We start from the raw sequence: 14,978 nt of genomic DNA, 5'->3' as shown, positions 1-14,978 counted from the left end.
CTTGATCCGCTATTCACCAGAGGGTGAGCTGTGGATTGCGGCCGGGGCGGTGTCCGGGCTTTCCGGCGTGGTCACGCACAGGGCGTGTCTCATCCGGGGTTGCTCGGGACCGCTGTCCGGCGGTTCGGGGAGCAGAGGTCGCACGGCGTTGCCGTGGGACTGCCGCATGGCCGGCACCACGAGACGTGGTGGTCTGGCTCGGTGCGGTTGACTCCCGCAGGGCTTCTTCCAGCCCTTGTGCGAAAACGATCTGTGCGTGCCGGGACGCGGTGGTGTCCAGGTACGCGGTCTTGGGGTCGTCCACGTCAGCGAAACGGACGAAGGAGGCAAGGGCGGCGGATACGAGGTCGCGTTTCCCGGCGAGGCCGCAGGCGATGCATTTGTGCTCGCGGTCGCGCAGGGTCTTCTTGACGCGTTCGCCGCACAGGCAGTGCTGCGACAGGGCTGTGGACCAGGTGGAGGCCCGTACGAGACGGCCGCCCGCAGCCTGGCATTCGCGGTCGAGTGCGGAGATGAGCAGGCCGGGGGTGGTCTGGGAAAGCCGCTTCCCCCACAGTCGGTACCAGGTGCGGATGTCGCAGTCCTCGACCACCAGCGTGGGGCCGTGGGCGGCGATGATCTGCCGGGCGAGGATACGGGCGCGATGGCGTCGGTGCTCGGCCGCCGAGGCGGCGGCTTCGGCCTGGCGGGCGCGCAATTCGCGGTAGCCGCCTGAGATCCGGTCGCGGCGGAACGCCTGCTTCGGCACCCCGTCGACGCGGGCAGCACGCGCACCACCCGGAACGGTGACCTGCTTGGGCGTCAGACCTTTGGCGGCGCGGTGCTCGGCGCGCTTGGTCTGCTTCTTCGACAGGCCGTACTGTCCGGTGTTCGTCGCCCGCCGGGAGCGCTCCAAGGCCCGCGCACGGTCGCGCCGCTTCTTCGCCTCCCGTTCCAGCAGGGCGCGTTCCTCGGGGCTGAGGGTGATCTCGGTGGAGGCCGGAGTGCCGTCGGCGGGGTCCAGGGTGGCGGGCAGGGAGAGGATCGAGATGTTGGAGACGTTGCCGTCGACGCCGCCGATCCTGTCCATCTCGGCGGCCTGCTGGCGCATGTCCCGTACGGAGGGGGCGGTGTATCCGGGGCCGAGGATCATCAGGTGCGCCTCGTACACCCAGCCGCCCGGCGCGGACGTCTTCCTACGCCGTACGAGATCGACCTTGTGCCAGCGGCCGGGATTCGACAGGAAGTGTTCGACACGCGCCCACTGGCCGGGCCGCTGCGGCATGCGCACCGGGAGTACGAGGTCACCCCGGCTGGAGTCGGGGCCGCCCGCGAACACCACGGCGAGCGGGCCGGTGTGGTCCCACCACGTTGCCTTGCGGGTGCCCGGCTTCCCCGACGCCGTGGTATTGCCGGTGGGAACAGCACCGGACGGCGCCGCCGGCACTCCCATCCGGCGAGGCTGCATCAGGGTGAGCTGGCCGCCGTCGGTGTGGGCCATGACGTGGCCGGGCAGCGAGCCGACGAGACGGAAGGTCTCCCACTTGCGTTCGGCGGTGTGGGAGCGGGCACGGCCGGGAATGCGGGTGAAGTCGTACCAACGCCCGGTCTTCGGACGGCCGTGCCGCTTGCCCGTGGCGTCCGCGAACAGGTGGCGCTGTACGCCGTTCCACACCTCGTCGGCCATGTGCATCGCCAGGGCCTTCGAGGCGTGGTGCTTCAAATGCCCCGACGATTCCAGGTGCTTGTACGCGCACCGCTCCACCGCTTCACGGGACAGGCCCAGACGCTGCCGTACGGCCTTCGCCCCGTCCTCGTTGCGCTCGTGGAACGCGGACCAGTAGGCATCGACCTTGGCGCGGGCATCACGCTGGACGGCCCGCTTGATCGAGCCCATCGCCCGGAACAGCTTCTCCACGCGAGCCAGGGCGGCGGGGTCGGCGACGGCCAGCGGCAGCACCATCACCGACACCTGCCCGTCGTCGGGCTTCTTCCACTTCGGAGCCTTGTTCTTGCCCCGGAACTTCCGCTGCGCCTGCGCAGCCCGCATAACCATCACCCCCCGTCACGTCGCGACTACCCTACGATACGACATGTGGGTGATTAAGCCTTTCCAGCAAGAAAGAAGGTGGGATCTAGGGCCTTCGCGATCCCTGGACTCGAATGCGCCAGCAGGCAGCGGCACGACTCAAGGTCACCGTCCAGCACGAAGATCAACCTCACCAGCCTGCGGCCCCACTCCCGGCCCCCTGGACGGGACTGACCGTCAAAGCGTTCATCGTGCTCGTCGCCCGCGTCGCCGCCGTTCTCCCCACGCGGGGACGCGGCCGCCCCTGGGCTCTCCTCCTGGGCAACCGCGTACTCCTCGCGGCCATCGCGTGGCGCATCAACCTGACCTACCGTCAGTTCGCCGACCCTTCGGCGTCAGGCTCTGTATATCAATGCATGTGGTCGTATAGACTTCCAGCATCCCCTGTCACCGTGACTCTGGAGCGCCCCCATGGCCACCGATCTTGTCGGCCGCAGTTTCCTCAAGGAGCTCGACTTCACCGCCGCCGAGTTCCGCGGCCTCGTCGAGCTCGCCGCCGAACTCAAGGCGGCCAAGAAGGCCGGGGCCGAGCGGCGCCGCCTCCAGGGCAAGAGCATCGCCCTGATCTTCGAGAAGACCTCCACGCGCACCCGCTGCGCCTTCGAGGTCGCCGCCGCCGACCAGGGCGCCCACACCACGTACCTCGATCCCTCCGGCTCCCAGATGGGCCACAAGGAATCGGTCAAGGACACCGCGCGGGTGCTGGGCCGGATGTTCGACGGCATCCAGTACCGGGGTGACGCGCAGGACACCGTCGAGCAGCTCGCCGCCCACGCCGGCGTGCCCGTCTTCAACGGCCTCACCGACGACTGGCACCCCACCCAGATGCTGGCCGACGTGCTCACGATGACCGAGCACTGCGCCAAGCCGCTGGAGCGGATCGCCTTCGCCTACCTCGGCGACGCCCGCTTCAACATGGGCAACTCCTACCTGGTGACCGGCGCGCTGCTGGGCATGGACGTACGGATCGTCGCGCCGCGGCACTACTGGCCGGCCGAGCCCGTGGTGGCCGCGGCGCGCGAGCTGGCGGCCGCCAGCGGCGCCCGGATCACGCTCACCGAGGACCTCGCGGAGGGCGTCGGGCAGGCCGATTTCGTGGTCACCGACATCTGGGTGTCGATGGGCGAGCCCAAGGAGGTCTGGGACGAGCGGATCGAGGCGCTGAGCCCGTACGCCGTCACCATGGACGTGCTGCGCGCCACCGGGAACCCGGACGTGAAGTTCATGCACTGCCTGCCGGCGTTCCACGATCTCGGCACCCAGGTGTCCCGGGAGATCCACGAGCGGCACGGGCTGGACTCGCTGGAGGTGACGGACGAGGTGTTCGAGTCGGCGCACTCGGTCGTCTTCGACGAGGCCGAGAACCGGCTGCACACCATCAAGGCCGTGCTCGTCGCGGCCATGGGGGACCCGGCCGCATAGTCATGCGCCGGGACCGGTGGGCCGGGGGCAGGGGGGCTAGAGCGCCGGCCGGGACGGCAGCGTGAACCACACGGCCTTGCCGTGCGGGGTGGCGCGGTGGCCGCAGGCCGAGCTCAGGGTCCGGATCAGCAGCAGGCCGCGGCCGTGCTCCTGCCAGGGGTCGGGGTGGGCGTCGTCCCGGCCGGGGGCGGTCAGGTCGGCGGGGGGCTGCGGATCCCCGTCGTGGACCTCGACCTGGCAGCCGTTGGCCAGCAGTTCCACGACGAGCTCGATGGGGGCGTCGCCGGGGGTGTGCTCCACGGCGTTGGCGACCAGTTCGGCGGTGAGGAGTTCGGCGGTGTCGCTGTCGGCGGGTGCGTCGATGTCGGCGAGGGCCGTACGGACGAGGGCGCGGGCGATGGGTACGGCCGCTGTCGTGTGCGGCAGGGCCATCCGCCAGGCGGAGGCGTCGGGCAAGGCAGGACCGTCCGTTCCGTGGGGTAGGTGGGGGTGTACGGGGTGCGGCGGGGGAAATCCTGCTTTCAACGATACGAAGTGGAAATGTCCTGCTGTAGGGCACCCCGACGCGATCGCAAGGGACGTCGGGCACAGCGGCTCGGGACCTTCGGTGCGTGTGGCGCCCCGGCCCGCACGCGGACCCCCAGTTATCGCGCTTCCCTGACGACAGTCATGGACCGGTGATACCTTCGGGAGGGTGAGTCCCTTCCTCGGTTCCACACCCGCGACCGAACGCTGGAACCACCTCCGGGTGGACCGGCGGGACGGCGTCGCCACCGTCACCCTCGACCGCCCCGAGAAGCTCAACGCGCTCACCTTCGGCGCCTACGCCGACCTGCGCGACCTGCTCGCCGAACTGTCCCGGGAGCGGTCCGTACGCGCCCTCGTGCTCGGCGGCGAAGGGCGCGGCTTCTGCTCCGGAGGCGACGTCGACGAGATCATCGGCGCCACGCTCGCGATGGACACCGCCCAGCTCCTCGACTTCAACCGGATGACCGGCCAGGTCGTGCGCGCCCTGCGCGAATGCCCCTTCCCGGTCATCGCCGCCGTCCACGGGGTCGCCGCCGGCGCCGGGGCCGTCATCGCGCTCGCCGCCGACTTCCGCATCGCCGACCCCACCGCCCGCTTCGCCTTCCTCTTCACCCGGGTCGGCCTCTCCGGCGGGGACATGGGCGCCGCGTACCTGCTGCCCCGCGTCGTCGGGCTCGGGCACGCCACCCGGCTGCTGATGCTGGGGGAGCAGGTCAGAGCGCCGGAGGCCGAGCGGATCGGGCTGCTCAGCGAGGTCACCGAGGAGGGCAAGGCCTCCGTACGGGCGGCGGAGCTCGCCGCGCACCTCGCCGCCGGCCCGGCCCTCGCGTACGCGCAGACCAAGGCACTGCTGACCGCCGAGCTGGACATGCCGCTCGCCGCCTCGGTGGAACTCGACGCGAACACCCAGGCGCTGCTGATGAACGGCGAGGACTACCGGGAGTTCCACGCGGCCTTCACCGGGAAGCGGCCGCCCCAGTGGAAGGGCAGGTAGTTCGATGAGCACCGGCGCGATGAGCACCGGCCGGACACCCGCCGCCCTGCGCGTCGCCGTGGTCGGCGGGGGCCCGGGCGGTCTGTACGCCGCCGCACTGCTGGCCCGGCAGGGGCACGCGGTGGACGTGTGGGAGAAGAACGCCCCCGACGACACCTTCGGCTTCGGGGTGGTCCTCTCCGACGAGACCCTCGGCGGCATCGAAGCGGCCGACGCCGTGGTCTACGCCGCCCTGAGCGCCGAGTTCGTCCGCTGGGACGACATCGACATCGTGCACCGGGGCCGGCTGCTGACCTCCGGCGGCCACGGCTTCGCCGCGCTCGGCCGGCGCCGGCTCCTGGAGATCCTGCACAAGCGCTGCGCGGGCCTCGGGGTCCGGCTCCGCTTCCGCACCCCGGCCCCCGAGCCCGGGGCGCTCGCGGCCTCGTACGACCTGGTGGTCGCGGCCGACGGGGTGCACAGCCCGACCCGGGAGGCCGCGGCGGAGCACTACGGGCCCACGCTCACGGGCGGGCGGTGCCGCTACATCTGGCTGGCCGCCGACTTCCCCCTCGAGGCCTTCCGCTTCGAGATCGCGGAGACCGAGCACGGGGTGATGCAGCTGCACGCGTACCCGTACTCCGCCGACTCCTCCACCGTGATCGTCGAGATGCGCGAGGAGGTCTGGCACCGCGCCGGCTTCGACCTCTGCGACGAGGCGGAATCGGCGGCGCGCTGCGCGAAGATCTTCGGCGAGGCACTGCGGGGAAGGCCGCTGCGCGGGAACGGCTCCGCGTGGACGCAGTTCCGTACGGTGGTCAACGCGTGCTGGTCGCACGGCAACACGGTGCTCATCGGCGACGCCGCGCACACCGCGCACTTCTCGATCGGCTCCGGTACCAAACTGGCGGTGGAGGACGCGCTCGCGCTGGCGCGGGCGGTGGAAGCAGAGCCGGACGTCCCGGCCGCGCTGGCCGCGTACGAGGCCGCACGGCGGCCGGCGGTGGCCTCCACCCAGCGGGCGGCGGCCGCCAGCATGCGGTGGTTCGAGGAGCTCGCCGGGTACGTGGAGCAGCCCGCCCGGCAGTTCGCCTTCAACCTGCTCACCCGCAGCCTGCGGGTCACCCACGGCAACCTGCGGCTGCGCGATCCGCGCTTCACCGGCGCGGTGGAGCGCGACTTCGGCTGCCCCGAGGCCGCGGACGGCGGGCCGGACGAGGCGGGAACCCCGCCGATGTTCACGCCGTTCACCCTGCGGGGGCTGACCCTGCGCAACCGGGTCGTGGTGTCCCCGATGGACATGTACTCGGCGGCGGGAGGGGCTTCAGCCGGGGGCGGCGACGCCGAGGGCGTGCCCGGCGACTTCCACCTGGTGCACCTCGGCGCGCGGGCCCTGGGCGGAGCCGCCCTGGTCATGACCGAGATGGTCTGCGTCAGCGCCGAGGGCCGGATCACCCCGGGCTGCACGGGCCTCTACACCGCCGAGCAGGCGGCCGCCTGGGCGCGGATCGCCGACTTCGTGCACACCTCGGCGCCCGGCACCGCGCTCGGCGTCCAGCTCGGCCACTCGGGCCGCAAGGGCTCGACCCGGGTGATGTGGGAGGGCATGGACGACCCGCTGCCCGAGGGGAACTGGCCGCTCGTGGCCGCCTCCGCGCTGCCCTACCGCCCCGGGGTCTCGGCCGTGCCCCGGGCCATGGGCGCCGCCGACCTCGCCGCCGTCCGCTCCGACTTCGCCGCCGCCGCCGTCCGGGCCGCCGCGAGCGGCTTCGACCTGCTCGAACTGCACTGCGCGCACGGCTACCTGCTCTCAGGCTTCCTCTCCCCGCTGACCAACCACCGCACCGACGCCTACGGCGGCCCGCTGGAGAACAGGCTCCGCTTCCCGCTGGAGGTCTTCGACGCGGTCCGCGCCGTCTGGCCCGCGGACCGGCCGATGACGGTCCGCCTCTCCGCCACCGACTGGGCGCCCGGAGGCACCTCGCCCGAGGAGGCGGTGGCCATCGCCGGAGCCTTCGCGGCCCACGGCGCGGACGCCATCGACGTCTCGACGGGCCAGGTGGTGGCGGAGGAGACCCCCGAGTACGGGCGCGCGTACCAGACCCCGTACGCCGACCGGATCCGGGGCGCCCTCAACATCCCCGTGATCGCGGTCGGCGCGATCTCCTCCTGGGACGACGTCAACTCCCTGCTGCTGGCCGGCCGGGCGGACCTCTGCGCGCTCGGCCGCCCCCACCTCTACGACCCGCACTGGACCCTGCACGCGGCCGCCGACCAGTCCTACACCGGCCCGGCCGCGCCCTGGCCCACCCCCTACCTCGCGGGCAGCCGCAAGCCGCCGACGGGGAGGGGGTAGCGCCCCCGGCTACCGGTGTGGCCGCAGGGTCAGGCACTCGTGGCAGTGACAGGGCTCTGGATGCGGCCAGTAGGGCCAGGCGCAGGAGCGGAGCTCCCAGGCGATGCGCTCCGCGACCACCGCGGCCTCCCGCGCGGCCGCCTCGTCCGCGAAGGCCGAGTACTCGGCGATCCGCAGCACGGCGGGAGACCGTACGAGCACGGAACGGAAGCCGTGCAGGTGGCGGGTGGCCACGTACGCCGAGCGGTACCCGCGGCCGTGCCGGGGCCGGCCTGCGACCTGGCAGTCCTCCCAGCCGCTCACCCGGTCGTGGACGTACACCTTGGAGCCGCCCTTGAACATCTTCGTGCCCGGGCGCTGACCCTGACCGCCCTCGCCGTAGCGGCGCCACAGGACCACGTTCGCGGCCAGCATCCAGAGGGGTCCGACGGGCCCGACCGGCTCGCCGGGGCCGGTCATGCCAGCGCCACCTCCACCCGGTCCTCGACCGGGGTGTAGCCCAGGCGCTGGTAGACACGGTTGCTGGTGGGGTTCGCCAGGTCGGTGAAGAGCAGCACCTCCGCGGCTCCGGCCGCGTGCGCCGCCTCGGTCGCGGCGTACGTCACCCCGGCCGCGTACCCGCGGCCGCGCAGCTCCGGCGGGGTGTAGACCGGCCCGATCCGGGTCACCGAGTCGATCGGGCGGAAGAACCCGGCCAGCGAAACCGGTGTCCCGGCGTCCTCCCAGAGCAGCATGCCCCCGTACGAGAGCCGGTCGCGCAGGGCTGCCCCCGAGGCGGCCCCGCCCTCGCCGGACTCCTGCTTGAAGGCGGTGATCCAGTCCAGGAGCAGCGGGAGGTCCGCCTCCCCGGCGAGGCGGGCCCGCCCGGCCGGGGCGGGATCGGGGGCGATGAGCCCGGCGAGCCGGTAGAGGCGGTTCTCCTCCACGACCTCGGTCGGCTTCCCCCAGGAGACGGCCAGTTCCCTCGCGTCCTCGCGGCGGGCATTGAGCGCGTCGACCCCGGCGAGCAGCGGCTCGGCGCCGAGCGCGGCCCCCAGCTCCCGGACCGCCTCGGCGGGCAGCGCGCCGATCAGCAGCGGGTGCGGCGGGCACTGGACGACGGCGCCCGCGACCAGCCCGTCGGCCCCGGTCCACGAACCGAAGAAGGGCGGCTCGGACCCGAAGGCGTCCGGGCCCTGCCGCTCCAGCGCGTCGATGACCGTGACCAGCTGGGTGTTGGGCACGGGCTGCGCCGCCACGGAGGGGCGCACGGCGGCCAGCCAGGCCGCCAGATCAGGGGTGAAGGTCCACGTCATGGCACATGATCACCCCGGGTCCGACGCGCGGTACAGCCCTTTTCCCGCCCGCCGGGGTCAGGGCTCCACGAAGCCCGCTCCGAGGTCCCGCAGCCGGTCGTGCAGCTCCGCGAAGACCGCCGCCGAGCGGTCTCCCGGCCAGTCGGAGGGGAGCAGCCCGCGCGGCAGGCCCGGGTCGGCGTACGGGAGCCGGCGCCAGGTGTCCAGGGCGAGGAGGTAGCCGCGGTAGGCGGCCTCCGGGGCGGGGACGGCCGCGCCCGTCTGCAGGGCGCGCAGCGAGGGCTCGTGGAGGTCGAGGAACTCCTCGTGCTGCTTGGCCAGCGCCGCCAGGTCCCACCAGCGGGCCACCGACTCCGCCGTCGGGGCGAAGCCCAGGTGGGCGCCCCGGAAGAGCTCCACGTACGCCGTCAGGTGCAGCCGCTCCAGGGTGCGGCGGGTCTCCCCGTCCAGGTGGGCCGGGGCGATCCACACGCCCGGCGCCACCGCGCCGAAGCCGAGCCCGGCGAGCCGGGAGCGCAGCAGGTGCCGCTTCGCCCGCTCCTGCTCCGGGACGGAGAAGACGGCCAGCAGCCACTCCTGGGACTCCGCCGGGCGGGCGGCCCCGTAGATCCGCCGGTCGCCGTCCTCCAGCAGCCGGCGGGCCTCCTCGGAGAGCTCGTAGCCCGCCGCGCGGTCCCCGGTCCGCGCGGGCAGCAGGAAGCCGCGCCGCTTCAGCCGGGACACCGACGAGCGGACGGACGGAGCGTCGACGCCGGCCGCGCCCAGCAGGCGGACCAGCGCGGAGACCGGGACGGGGCCCGGGAAGGCCCGCCCGTAGGCGCCGTAGAACGTGACGATCAGAGATCGCGGGGTGTGCTGCTCGACCACGGGTTCACTCTAATTCGTGTCCCTCACCGGGGCCCTCCTGGTCGCGCAGCCGGAAGCGCTGCAGCTTGCCCGTCGCCGTGCGGGGCAGCGCGGGCAGGAAGACGAAGGTGCGCGGGCATTTGTGCGGGGCGAGCTCGGTCCGCATGAAGGTGCGCAGGGCGTCCTCGGTGAGGACCGCGCCCTCCCGGGGGACCGCGTACGCGACCACGATCTGCCCGCGCCGCTCGTCAGGGCGGCCGACCACGGCCGCTTCCAGCACGTCGGGGTGGCGCAGCAGGGCCTCCTCGACCTCCGGGCCCGCGATGTTGTACCCCGCCGAGATGATCATGTCGTCGGCCCGGGCCACGTAGCGGAAATAGCCCTCCGCGTCACGGACGTAGGTGTCGCCCGTGAGGTTCCAGCCGTCCCGTACGTACTCGCCCTGCCGCGGGTCCGCCAGGTAACGGCAGCCCACCGGCCCCCGTACGGCCAGCAGCCCCGGCACCTCGTCCGCGACCGGCAGCCCCGCCCCGTCCACCACCCGGGCCTCCCAGCCCGGCACCACGCGGCCCGTCGTACCGGGCCGGATGTCCTCGTCGGCCGCCGAGATGAAGATGTGCAGCAGCTCGGTGGCGCCGATCCCGTTGATGATCCGCAGGCCCGTGCGCTCGTACCAGGCCTGCCAGGTGGCGGCCGGCAGGTTCTCGCCCGCCGAGACGCAGCGGCGCAGCGCGGAGAGGTCGTAGGCGCCCGTGTCGTACGGGCCCAGCGTGTCCAGCATCGACCGGTACGCGGTGGGCGCGGTGAACAGCACCGACACCCGGTGCTCGGCCAGCGCGGGCAGCAGCCGGCGCGGGGAGCCGTCGGCCAGCAGCAGCGCCGAGGCGCCGGCCCGCAGCGGGAAGACCACCAGACCGCCGAGGCCGAAGGTGAAGCCGAGCGGCGGACTGCCCGCGAAGACGTCCTCGGGGCGGGGGCGCAGCACCTCCCGGGAGAAGGTGTCGGCCACCGCGAGCAGATCGCGGTGGAAGTGCATGCAGCCCTTGGGGCGCCCGGTGGTGCCCGAGGTGAAGGCGATCAGCGCCACGTCGTCGGCGGAGGTCTCCACCGCCGGGAAGGGCTCCGCGTGGCGTTCCGCTTCGGCCAGCCGCAGCAGGTCGCCCGGGTCCGCGCCGCCGTACGCGGTGATCCGCAGGCCCGGCACCCCCGCCTTCACCAGGTCGTCCACCACCTCCGCCTGGCACAGGGCGTGGCTCACCCGGGCCATCGAGCACACCGTGGCCAGTTCCTGCGCACGCTGCTGGGCCAGCACGGTGACGGCCACTGCGCCCGCCTTCATCACCGCCAGCCAGCACGCGGCGAGCCAGGGGCCGGTCGGGCCGCGCAGGAGCACCCGGTTGCCGGGGACCACGCCGAGGTCGGAGGTGAGGACGTGCGCGAGCCGGTCCACGCGGGCGTGCAGCTCCCCGTACGTCCACACCGTGCCGTCCGCGCCGCGGAAGGCGGGCCGGTCGGGGCCCAGCCGGGCGATGGTGGCGTCGAGCAGCTCCACGCCGCAGTTGAGGCGGTCGGGGTAGGCCAGAGCGGGGAGTTCGAAGAGGAGTCGCGGCCAGGCGTGCGCGGGCGGCAGGTGGTCGCGCGCGAAGGTGTCTCGGTGAGCGGAAGGCTTGAGCTCCAAGGCGGGTTCGCCCCCTTGCGACGGCCCGCGCCCCGGGTGGGGGCCGGACCCTGCGTATGGACTGTGGACCGAAGTGGAAGAGCCGGGCCGTGCGAACGCAGCACGAGCGTATCGTCATGGTGACGGGAGTCAACAGGACGCGATAGAGGCTGGGGCATACGGATGACCCGATTCACGGGATTCGCGCTCGGGGCGGACCAGGAGGAGTGGTGCGCGCGGCTGCGCGCACTGGCGGCGGAGCGGCTGCGGCCGCTGGCGGAGAAGGGGGAGCCGGGCCGGGTCAACCGGCCGCTGCTCGCCGCACTCGGCGAAGAAGGGCTGCTGGGGCGGGTGTTCACCTCGGGCGCGCTGGAGTTGTGCCTGCTGCGCGAGTCCCTCGCCTACGGCTGCACGGAGGCGGAGACGGCCCTCGCCCTCCAGGGACTGGGCGCCTACCCGGTCCTGCGCTCGGGCAGCGACGATCAGCGCGAGCGCTGGCTGCCCGGGGTGCGGGCCGGGCGCACGGTGGCGGCCTTCGCGCTGAGCGAGCCGGGGGCCGGGTCGGACGCGGGGGCGCTGGCGCTCGAAGCGGTGCCCGAAGGTGCGGGCGATGGCGGGGGCTGGCGGCTCAGCGGGGAGAAGTGCTGGATCTCCAACGCGCCCGAGGCCGATTTCTACACGGTCTTCGCCCGCACCGGCGAGGGTCCGGGGGCCAAGGGGATCAGCGCCTTCCTGGTCCCGGCGGACCGGCCGGGGCTCTCGGGGGAGGCCCTGGACATGCTCTCCCCGCACCCGATCGGCGCGCTCGCCTTCGACGGGGTCCCGGTGGGTCCGGCCGACCTGCTGGGGGAGCCGGGCCGGGGCTTCAGGGTGGCCATGGACACCCTGAACCTCTTCCGCCCCAGCGTGGGCGCCTTCGCCGTCGGGATGGCCGGGGCCGCCCTGGACGCGACGGTGGCGCACACGGCGGCCCGTACCGCCTTCGGCGGGGTACTGGGCGACCTGCAGGCCGTGGCGCACCGGGTGGCCGAGATGGCCACCCGGACCGAGGCGGCCCGGCTCCTCGTGTACGCGGCGGCGGAGGCCTACGACGCGGACGCGCGCTCCCCGCAGGTGCCGAGGCGGGTGGCCATGGCGAAGCTGCTGGCCACCGAGACGGCCCAGTACGTCGTCGACCACGCGGTACAGCTGCACGGGGCGGCCGCCCTGCGCCGGGGCCACCTGCTGGAACACCTGTACCGGGAGGTGCGGGCGCCGAGGATCTACGAGGGGGCGAGCGAAGTGCAGCGCACGATCATCGCCAAGGAGCTCTACCGGGAGGAGCGGGAAGCGCGGGAGGCACGGGAGCTGCGGGACATGCAGGAGATGCAGGAGATGCAGGAGGTGGGGGAAGCATGAGCCTGGAGCGGATCAACCCGGAAGAGCTGTCCCCGGCGACGGGCTTTTCGCACGCCGTCGTCGCGAGCGGGGGCCGGCTGGTCTTCCTGGCCGGTCAGACGGCGCTCGACGGCGCGGGGAAGGTGGTGGGAGAGACGCTGCCGCAGCAGTTCGAGCGGGCGCTGGCGAACCTGCTGGCCGCGCTGGCGGAGGCGGGCGGCTCGCCGTCCGGTCTGGCGCGGGTCACCGTCTATGCCGTGGACGTGGCCGACTACCGGGCCTGCGCCCCCGAACTGGGCCGGATCTGGCGCCGGTTGGCGGGTCGGGAGTATCCGGCGATGGCGGTCGTGGGCGTGGTCCGGCTGTGGGACGAGGCGGCGCTGGTAGAGCTGGACGGGCTGGCGGTGCTCCCGTAGGCCTTTTCGCAGGTGGGAGCGGGTGCCTTTGACAGTGGGCGGGGGAGGGGGGAGGGTGGAAATGCCCCGAATTAGCGGTATTTCACCCTTCATCCTCGGAGGTGTATGACTATGCGCCGTGGGTTCGTTGCGGCGGCCGTGGCAGGAGCCGCCGGTATCACGATCGGCCTGATGCCGGTCAGCAGTGCCTTTGCCTCGGGTCTGCCACAGACGTACGACCGGTGTTCCGACTGGCGTGGGAACGACTGGCGTGGGGGCGACTGGTGGCGTGACTGCTGCGATTCCTCGCGTGGGAACGACCGCCCCAGCTGGTGCTGGGACGATGTCAGGGGCTGGTACCACGACAGCTCGCACAGCAACTGGAACCACGATGACTGGAACGACAGTTGGCGCGGTGGTAACGGTGACTGGGGCCACGACGACTGGAACGACAGTGGGCGTGGCGGTAACGGTGACTGGGGCCACGACAACTGGAACCACGACAACCGGCATGACGGCGGGTGGAATGACGGCGGGTGGAACGACGGCCGCCACGACTGGAGCAACTGGAACAACTGACTCCACCCCGGTCGCGGTAGCCGCCGCCGACCGGTCCTAGCCCTCCAGCAGGTTCCCCATCCATTCCTCGATGCCCGCCACCGTGCGCGGCAGGGCGCCCGACATCAGCCGGGCGCCCTCGGCCGTGATCACGAGGTCGTCCTCGATGCGGACGCCGATGCCGCGCAGCTCCGGCGGGAGGGTCTCGTCGTCGGGCTGGAGGTAGAGCCCCGGCTCCACGGTGAGGACCTGGCCCTCTTCCAGGACCCCGTCCAGGTACGCGTCCGCGCGCGCCTGGGCGCAGTCGTGCACGTCCAGCCCGAGCATGTGCCCGCTGCTGCACAGGGTGTAGCGCCGGTGCAGATCGCCCTCGGCGTTCTTGAGCACCCCCCACTCCGCGAGCCCCTCGGCGATCACCCGCATCCCGGCCCGGTGGAAGTCGCGGAAGCTGGCGCCCGGCCGCAGTGCGGCCATGCCCGCGTCCTGTGCGGCCAGGACCAGTTCGTACACCTGACGCTGGACGGGGGAGAACCGGCCCGACAGCGGGAGGGTGCGGGTGACGTCGGCCGTGTAGAGGCCGTCGGTCTCGACGCCGGCGTCCATCAGGAGCAGGTCGCCCGCGTTCAGCCGGCCGTCGTTGCGGATCCAGTGCAGCACGCAGGCGTGCGCGCCCGACGCGGCGATCGTCTCGTACCCGGTGCCGTTGCCCTCGGCCCGGGCGCGGCGGTTGAAGACCCCCTCGATCCACCGCTCGCCGCGCGGGTGGGCCAGGGCGCGCGGGAGGTCCCGTACGACGTCCTCGAACCCGGCGGTGGTGTGGTCGACGGCGAGCTGCAGCTCGGCCACCTCCCACGCGTCCTTGACCAGGCGCAGTTCGGAGAGGGCGGCGGCGAGCTCCTTGTCCGCGGCGGCGTTGCGCCCCGAGGGGGAGCCCAGCGCGTCCAGGTGGGCGCAGCGGATGCCGGAGAGCCGCTCCGCCTCCGCGAGGTCGGGGCGGCGGCCGACCCAGAACTCCCCGTAGCGGCGGTCGCGGTAGAACTCCTCGTTGCCGCCGGTGCGCGGTGAGCGCGGGCGCAGGTAGAGGACGGCCTCGTGCCCGTGCGGGCCGGCCGGTTCCAGGACCAGGACGTGGCCGACCTGGTCCTCGCCGGTGAGCCCGGCCAGCCAGGCGTACGCGCTGTGCGGGCGGAAGCGGTAGTCGCAGTCGTGGCTGCGGACCTTCAGCTCGCCCGCGGGGATGATCAGGCGTTCCCCGGGGAAGCGCGCGGAGAGGCGTGCGCGGCGGGCCGGGGTGACGGCGTACGCGGGTACGTGGACCTGCCCGTTGGCGTCCGGCAGCGGCGAGGCCGCCCAGTCCGACGCCATGAAGCGGGACAACTCGGCCGATACCGGCAGGTCGTGACTGCCGATGTTGAGCCCGGTGGTGGGGCGGGAGGGGGTGTCGGTCACAGGGGCTCCCTCAAGAAGATGCGAACTGGTGGGCGCACAGGTCTTGTCAGTGCA

Annotated in this window: 13 protein-coding genes; 6 read left to right on the top strand and 7 right to left on the bottom strand. The window is 73.0% G+C overall.

Features of this window, described 5'->3' with window-relative positions; translation table 11 throughout:
* Positions 1–13 precede the first annotated feature (13 nt).
* Positions 14–2,029, bottom strand: coding sequence for a transposase (locus tag MTF69_RS06555; RefSeq protein WP_243331538.1), 2,016 nt, complete (start codon positions 2,027–2,029; stop codon positions 14–16).
* A gap of 450 nt (positions 2,030–2,479) precedes the next feature.
* Between MTF69_RS06555 and argF the strand changes: the two genes are divergently transcribed.
* Positions 2,480–3,490 carry an ornithine carbamoyltransferase gene (gene argF / locus MTF69_RS06550; RefSeq protein ID WP_243331537.1) on the top strand — a complete coding sequence of 337 codons (1,011 nt, stop codon included), beginning with the start codon at positions 2,480–2,482 and terminating at the stop codon, positions 3,488–3,490.
* Positions 3,491–3,526: 36 nt separating this feature from the next.
* Here the strand turns inward: argF and MTF69_RS06545 are convergent, their stop codons facing one another.
* The gene (locus tag MTF69_RS06545) at positions 3,527–3,922 is read right to left on the bottom strand and encodes an ATP-binding protein (RefSeq protein ID WP_243331901.1); all 396 of its coding nucleotides are present in this window, start codon (positions 3,920–3,922) and stop codon (positions 3,527–3,529) included.
* A 262-nt stretch (positions 3,923–4,184) separates the two neighbouring features.
* On the opposite strand from MTF69_RS06545, the gene MTF69_RS06540 reads away from it, so the two are divergent.
* Together MTF69_RS06540 and MTF69_RS06535 are read left to right on the top strand one after the other, a co-directional pair.
* Positions 4,185–5,012 carry an enoyl-CoA hydratase family protein gene (locus MTF69_RS06540; RefSeq protein ID WP_243331536.1) on the top strand — a complete coding sequence of 276 codons (828 nt, stop codon included), beginning with the start codon at positions 4,185–4,187 and terminating at the stop codon, positions 5,010–5,012.
* A 4-nt stretch (positions 5,013–5,016) separates the two neighbouring features.
* Entirely contained in the window at positions 5,017–7,347 is a 2,331-nt protein-coding gene (locus tag MTF69_RS06535) for a bifunctional salicylyl-CoA 5-hydroxylase/oxidoreductase (RefSeq protein ID WP_243331534.1), read from the top strand.
* 9 nt (positions 7,348–7,356) lie between these two features.
* Here the strand turns inward: MTF69_RS06535 and MTF69_RS06530 are convergent, their stop codons facing one another.
* From MTF69_RS06530 to MTF69_RS06515, 4 genes are read right to left on the bottom strand one after another with little or no spacing between them, the layout of a single operon-like run.
* Positions 7,357–7,806 carry a hypothetical protein gene (locus tag MTF69_RS06530; protein WP_243331532.1) on the bottom strand — a complete coding sequence of 150 codons (450 nt, stop codon included), beginning with the start codon at positions 7,804–7,806 and terminating at the stop codon, positions 7,357–7,359.
* Positions 7,803–8,642 (bottom strand): GNAT family N-acetyltransferase, encoded by an 840-nt coding sequence (locus tag MTF69_RS06525; protein WP_243331530.1) that lies wholly within the window; start codon positions 8,640–8,642, stop codon positions 7,803–7,805. Before MTF69_RS06525 ends, MTF69_RS06530 begins: the two co-directional genes overlap by 4 nt.
* 57 nt (positions 8,643–8,699) lie before the next feature.
* Positions 8,700–9,509, bottom strand: coding sequence for a PaaX family transcriptional regulator C-terminal domain-containing protein (locus MTF69_RS06520; RefSeq protein WP_243331529.1), 810 nt, complete (start codon positions 9,507–9,509; stop codon positions 8,700–8,702).
* Positions 9,510–9,513: 4 nt separating this feature from the next.
* Positions 9,514–11,166 carry an AMP-binding protein gene (locus tag MTF69_RS06515; RefSeq protein ID WP_243331527.1) on the bottom strand — a complete coding sequence of 551 codons (1,653 nt, stop codon included), beginning with the start codon at positions 11,164–11,166 and terminating at the stop codon, positions 9,514–9,516.
* Between the two features lie 162 nt (positions 11,167–11,328).
* Between MTF69_RS06515 and MTF69_RS06510 the strand changes: the two genes are divergently transcribed.
* The 3 genes from MTF69_RS06510 to MTF69_RS06500 all read left to right on the top strand — a co-directional run bounded on the left by MTF69_RS06510 (position 11,329) and on the right by MTF69_RS06500 (position 13,496).
* Entirely contained in the window at positions 11,329–12,543 is a 1,215-nt protein-coding gene (locus tag MTF69_RS06510; protein ID WP_243331525.1) for an acyl-CoA dehydrogenase family protein, read from the top strand.
* Positions 12,540–12,938 (top strand): RidA family protein, encoded by a 399-nt coding sequence (locus tag MTF69_RS06505; RefSeq protein ID WP_243331522.1) that lies wholly within the window; start codon positions 12,540–12,542, stop codon positions 12,936–12,938. Before MTF69_RS06510 ends, MTF69_RS06505 begins: the two co-directional genes overlap by 4 nt.
* Positions 12,939–13,049: 111 nt before the next feature.
* Positions 13,050–13,496 carry a hypothetical protein gene (locus tag MTF69_RS06500; RefSeq protein ID WP_243331520.1) on the top strand — a complete coding sequence of 149 codons (447 nt, stop codon included), beginning with the start codon at positions 13,050–13,052 and terminating at the stop codon, positions 13,494–13,496.
* A 36-nt stretch (positions 13,497–13,532) separates the two neighbouring features.
* On the opposite strand, the gene MTF69_RS06495 is transcribed toward MTF69_RS06500, so the two are convergent.
* A complete protein-coding gene (locus MTF69_RS06495; RefSeq protein ID WP_243331518.1) occupies positions 13,533–14,924 on the bottom strand; it encodes an aminopeptidase P family protein in 1,392 nt (463 codons plus the stop codon).
* Between the last annotated feature and the right edge of the window lie 54 nt (positions 14,925–14,978).

The sequence above is a fragment of the Streptomyces sp. AP-93 genome, from assembly GCF_022808175.1.
Lineage (GTDB): Bacteria > Actinomycetota > Actinomycetes > Streptomycetales > Streptomycetaceae > Streptomyces.
The sequence above is the reverse complement of the archived record's forward strand: the minus strand, read 5'-3'. Positions and strand labels throughout refer to the sequence as shown.

Bases quoted from the DNA above. Each gene is read 5' to 3' on its own strand.
- MTF69_RS06555 (WP_243331538.1), bottom strand. From the start codon at position 2,029: ATGCGGGCTGCGCAGGCGCAGCGGAAGTTCCGGGGCAAGAACAAGGCT.
- argF (WP_243331537.1), top strand. From the start codon at position 2,480: ATGGCCACCGATCTTGTCGGCCGCAGTTTCCTCAAGGAGCTCGACTTC.
- MTF69_RS06545 (WP_243331901.1), bottom strand. From the start codon at position 3,922: ATGGCCCTGCCGCACACGACAGCGGCCGTACCCATCGCCCGCGCCCTC.
- MTF69_RS06535 (WP_243331534.1), top strand. From the start codon at position 5,017: ATGAGCACCGGCGCGATGAGCACCGGCCGGACACCCGCCGCCCTGCGC.
- MTF69_RS06530 (WP_243331532.1), bottom strand. From the start codon at position 7,806: ATGACCGGCCCCGGCGAGCCGGTCGGGCCCGTCGGACCCCTCTGGATG.
- MTF69_RS06525 (WP_243331530.1), bottom strand. From the start codon at position 8,642: ATGACGTGGACCTTCACCCCTGATCTGGCGGCCTGGCTGGCCGCCGTG.
- MTF69_RS06510 (WP_243331525.1), top strand. From the start codon at position 11,329: ATGACCCGATTCACGGGATTCGCGCTCGGGGCGGACCAGGAGGAGTGG.
- MTF69_RS06505 (WP_243331522.1), top strand. From the start codon at position 12,540: ATGAGCCTGGAGCGGATCAACCCGGAAGAGCTGTCCCCGGCGACGGGC.
- MTF69_RS06500 (WP_243331520.1), top strand. From the start codon at position 13,050: ATGCGCCGTGGGTTCGTTGCGGCGGCCGTGGCAGGAGCCGCCGGTATC.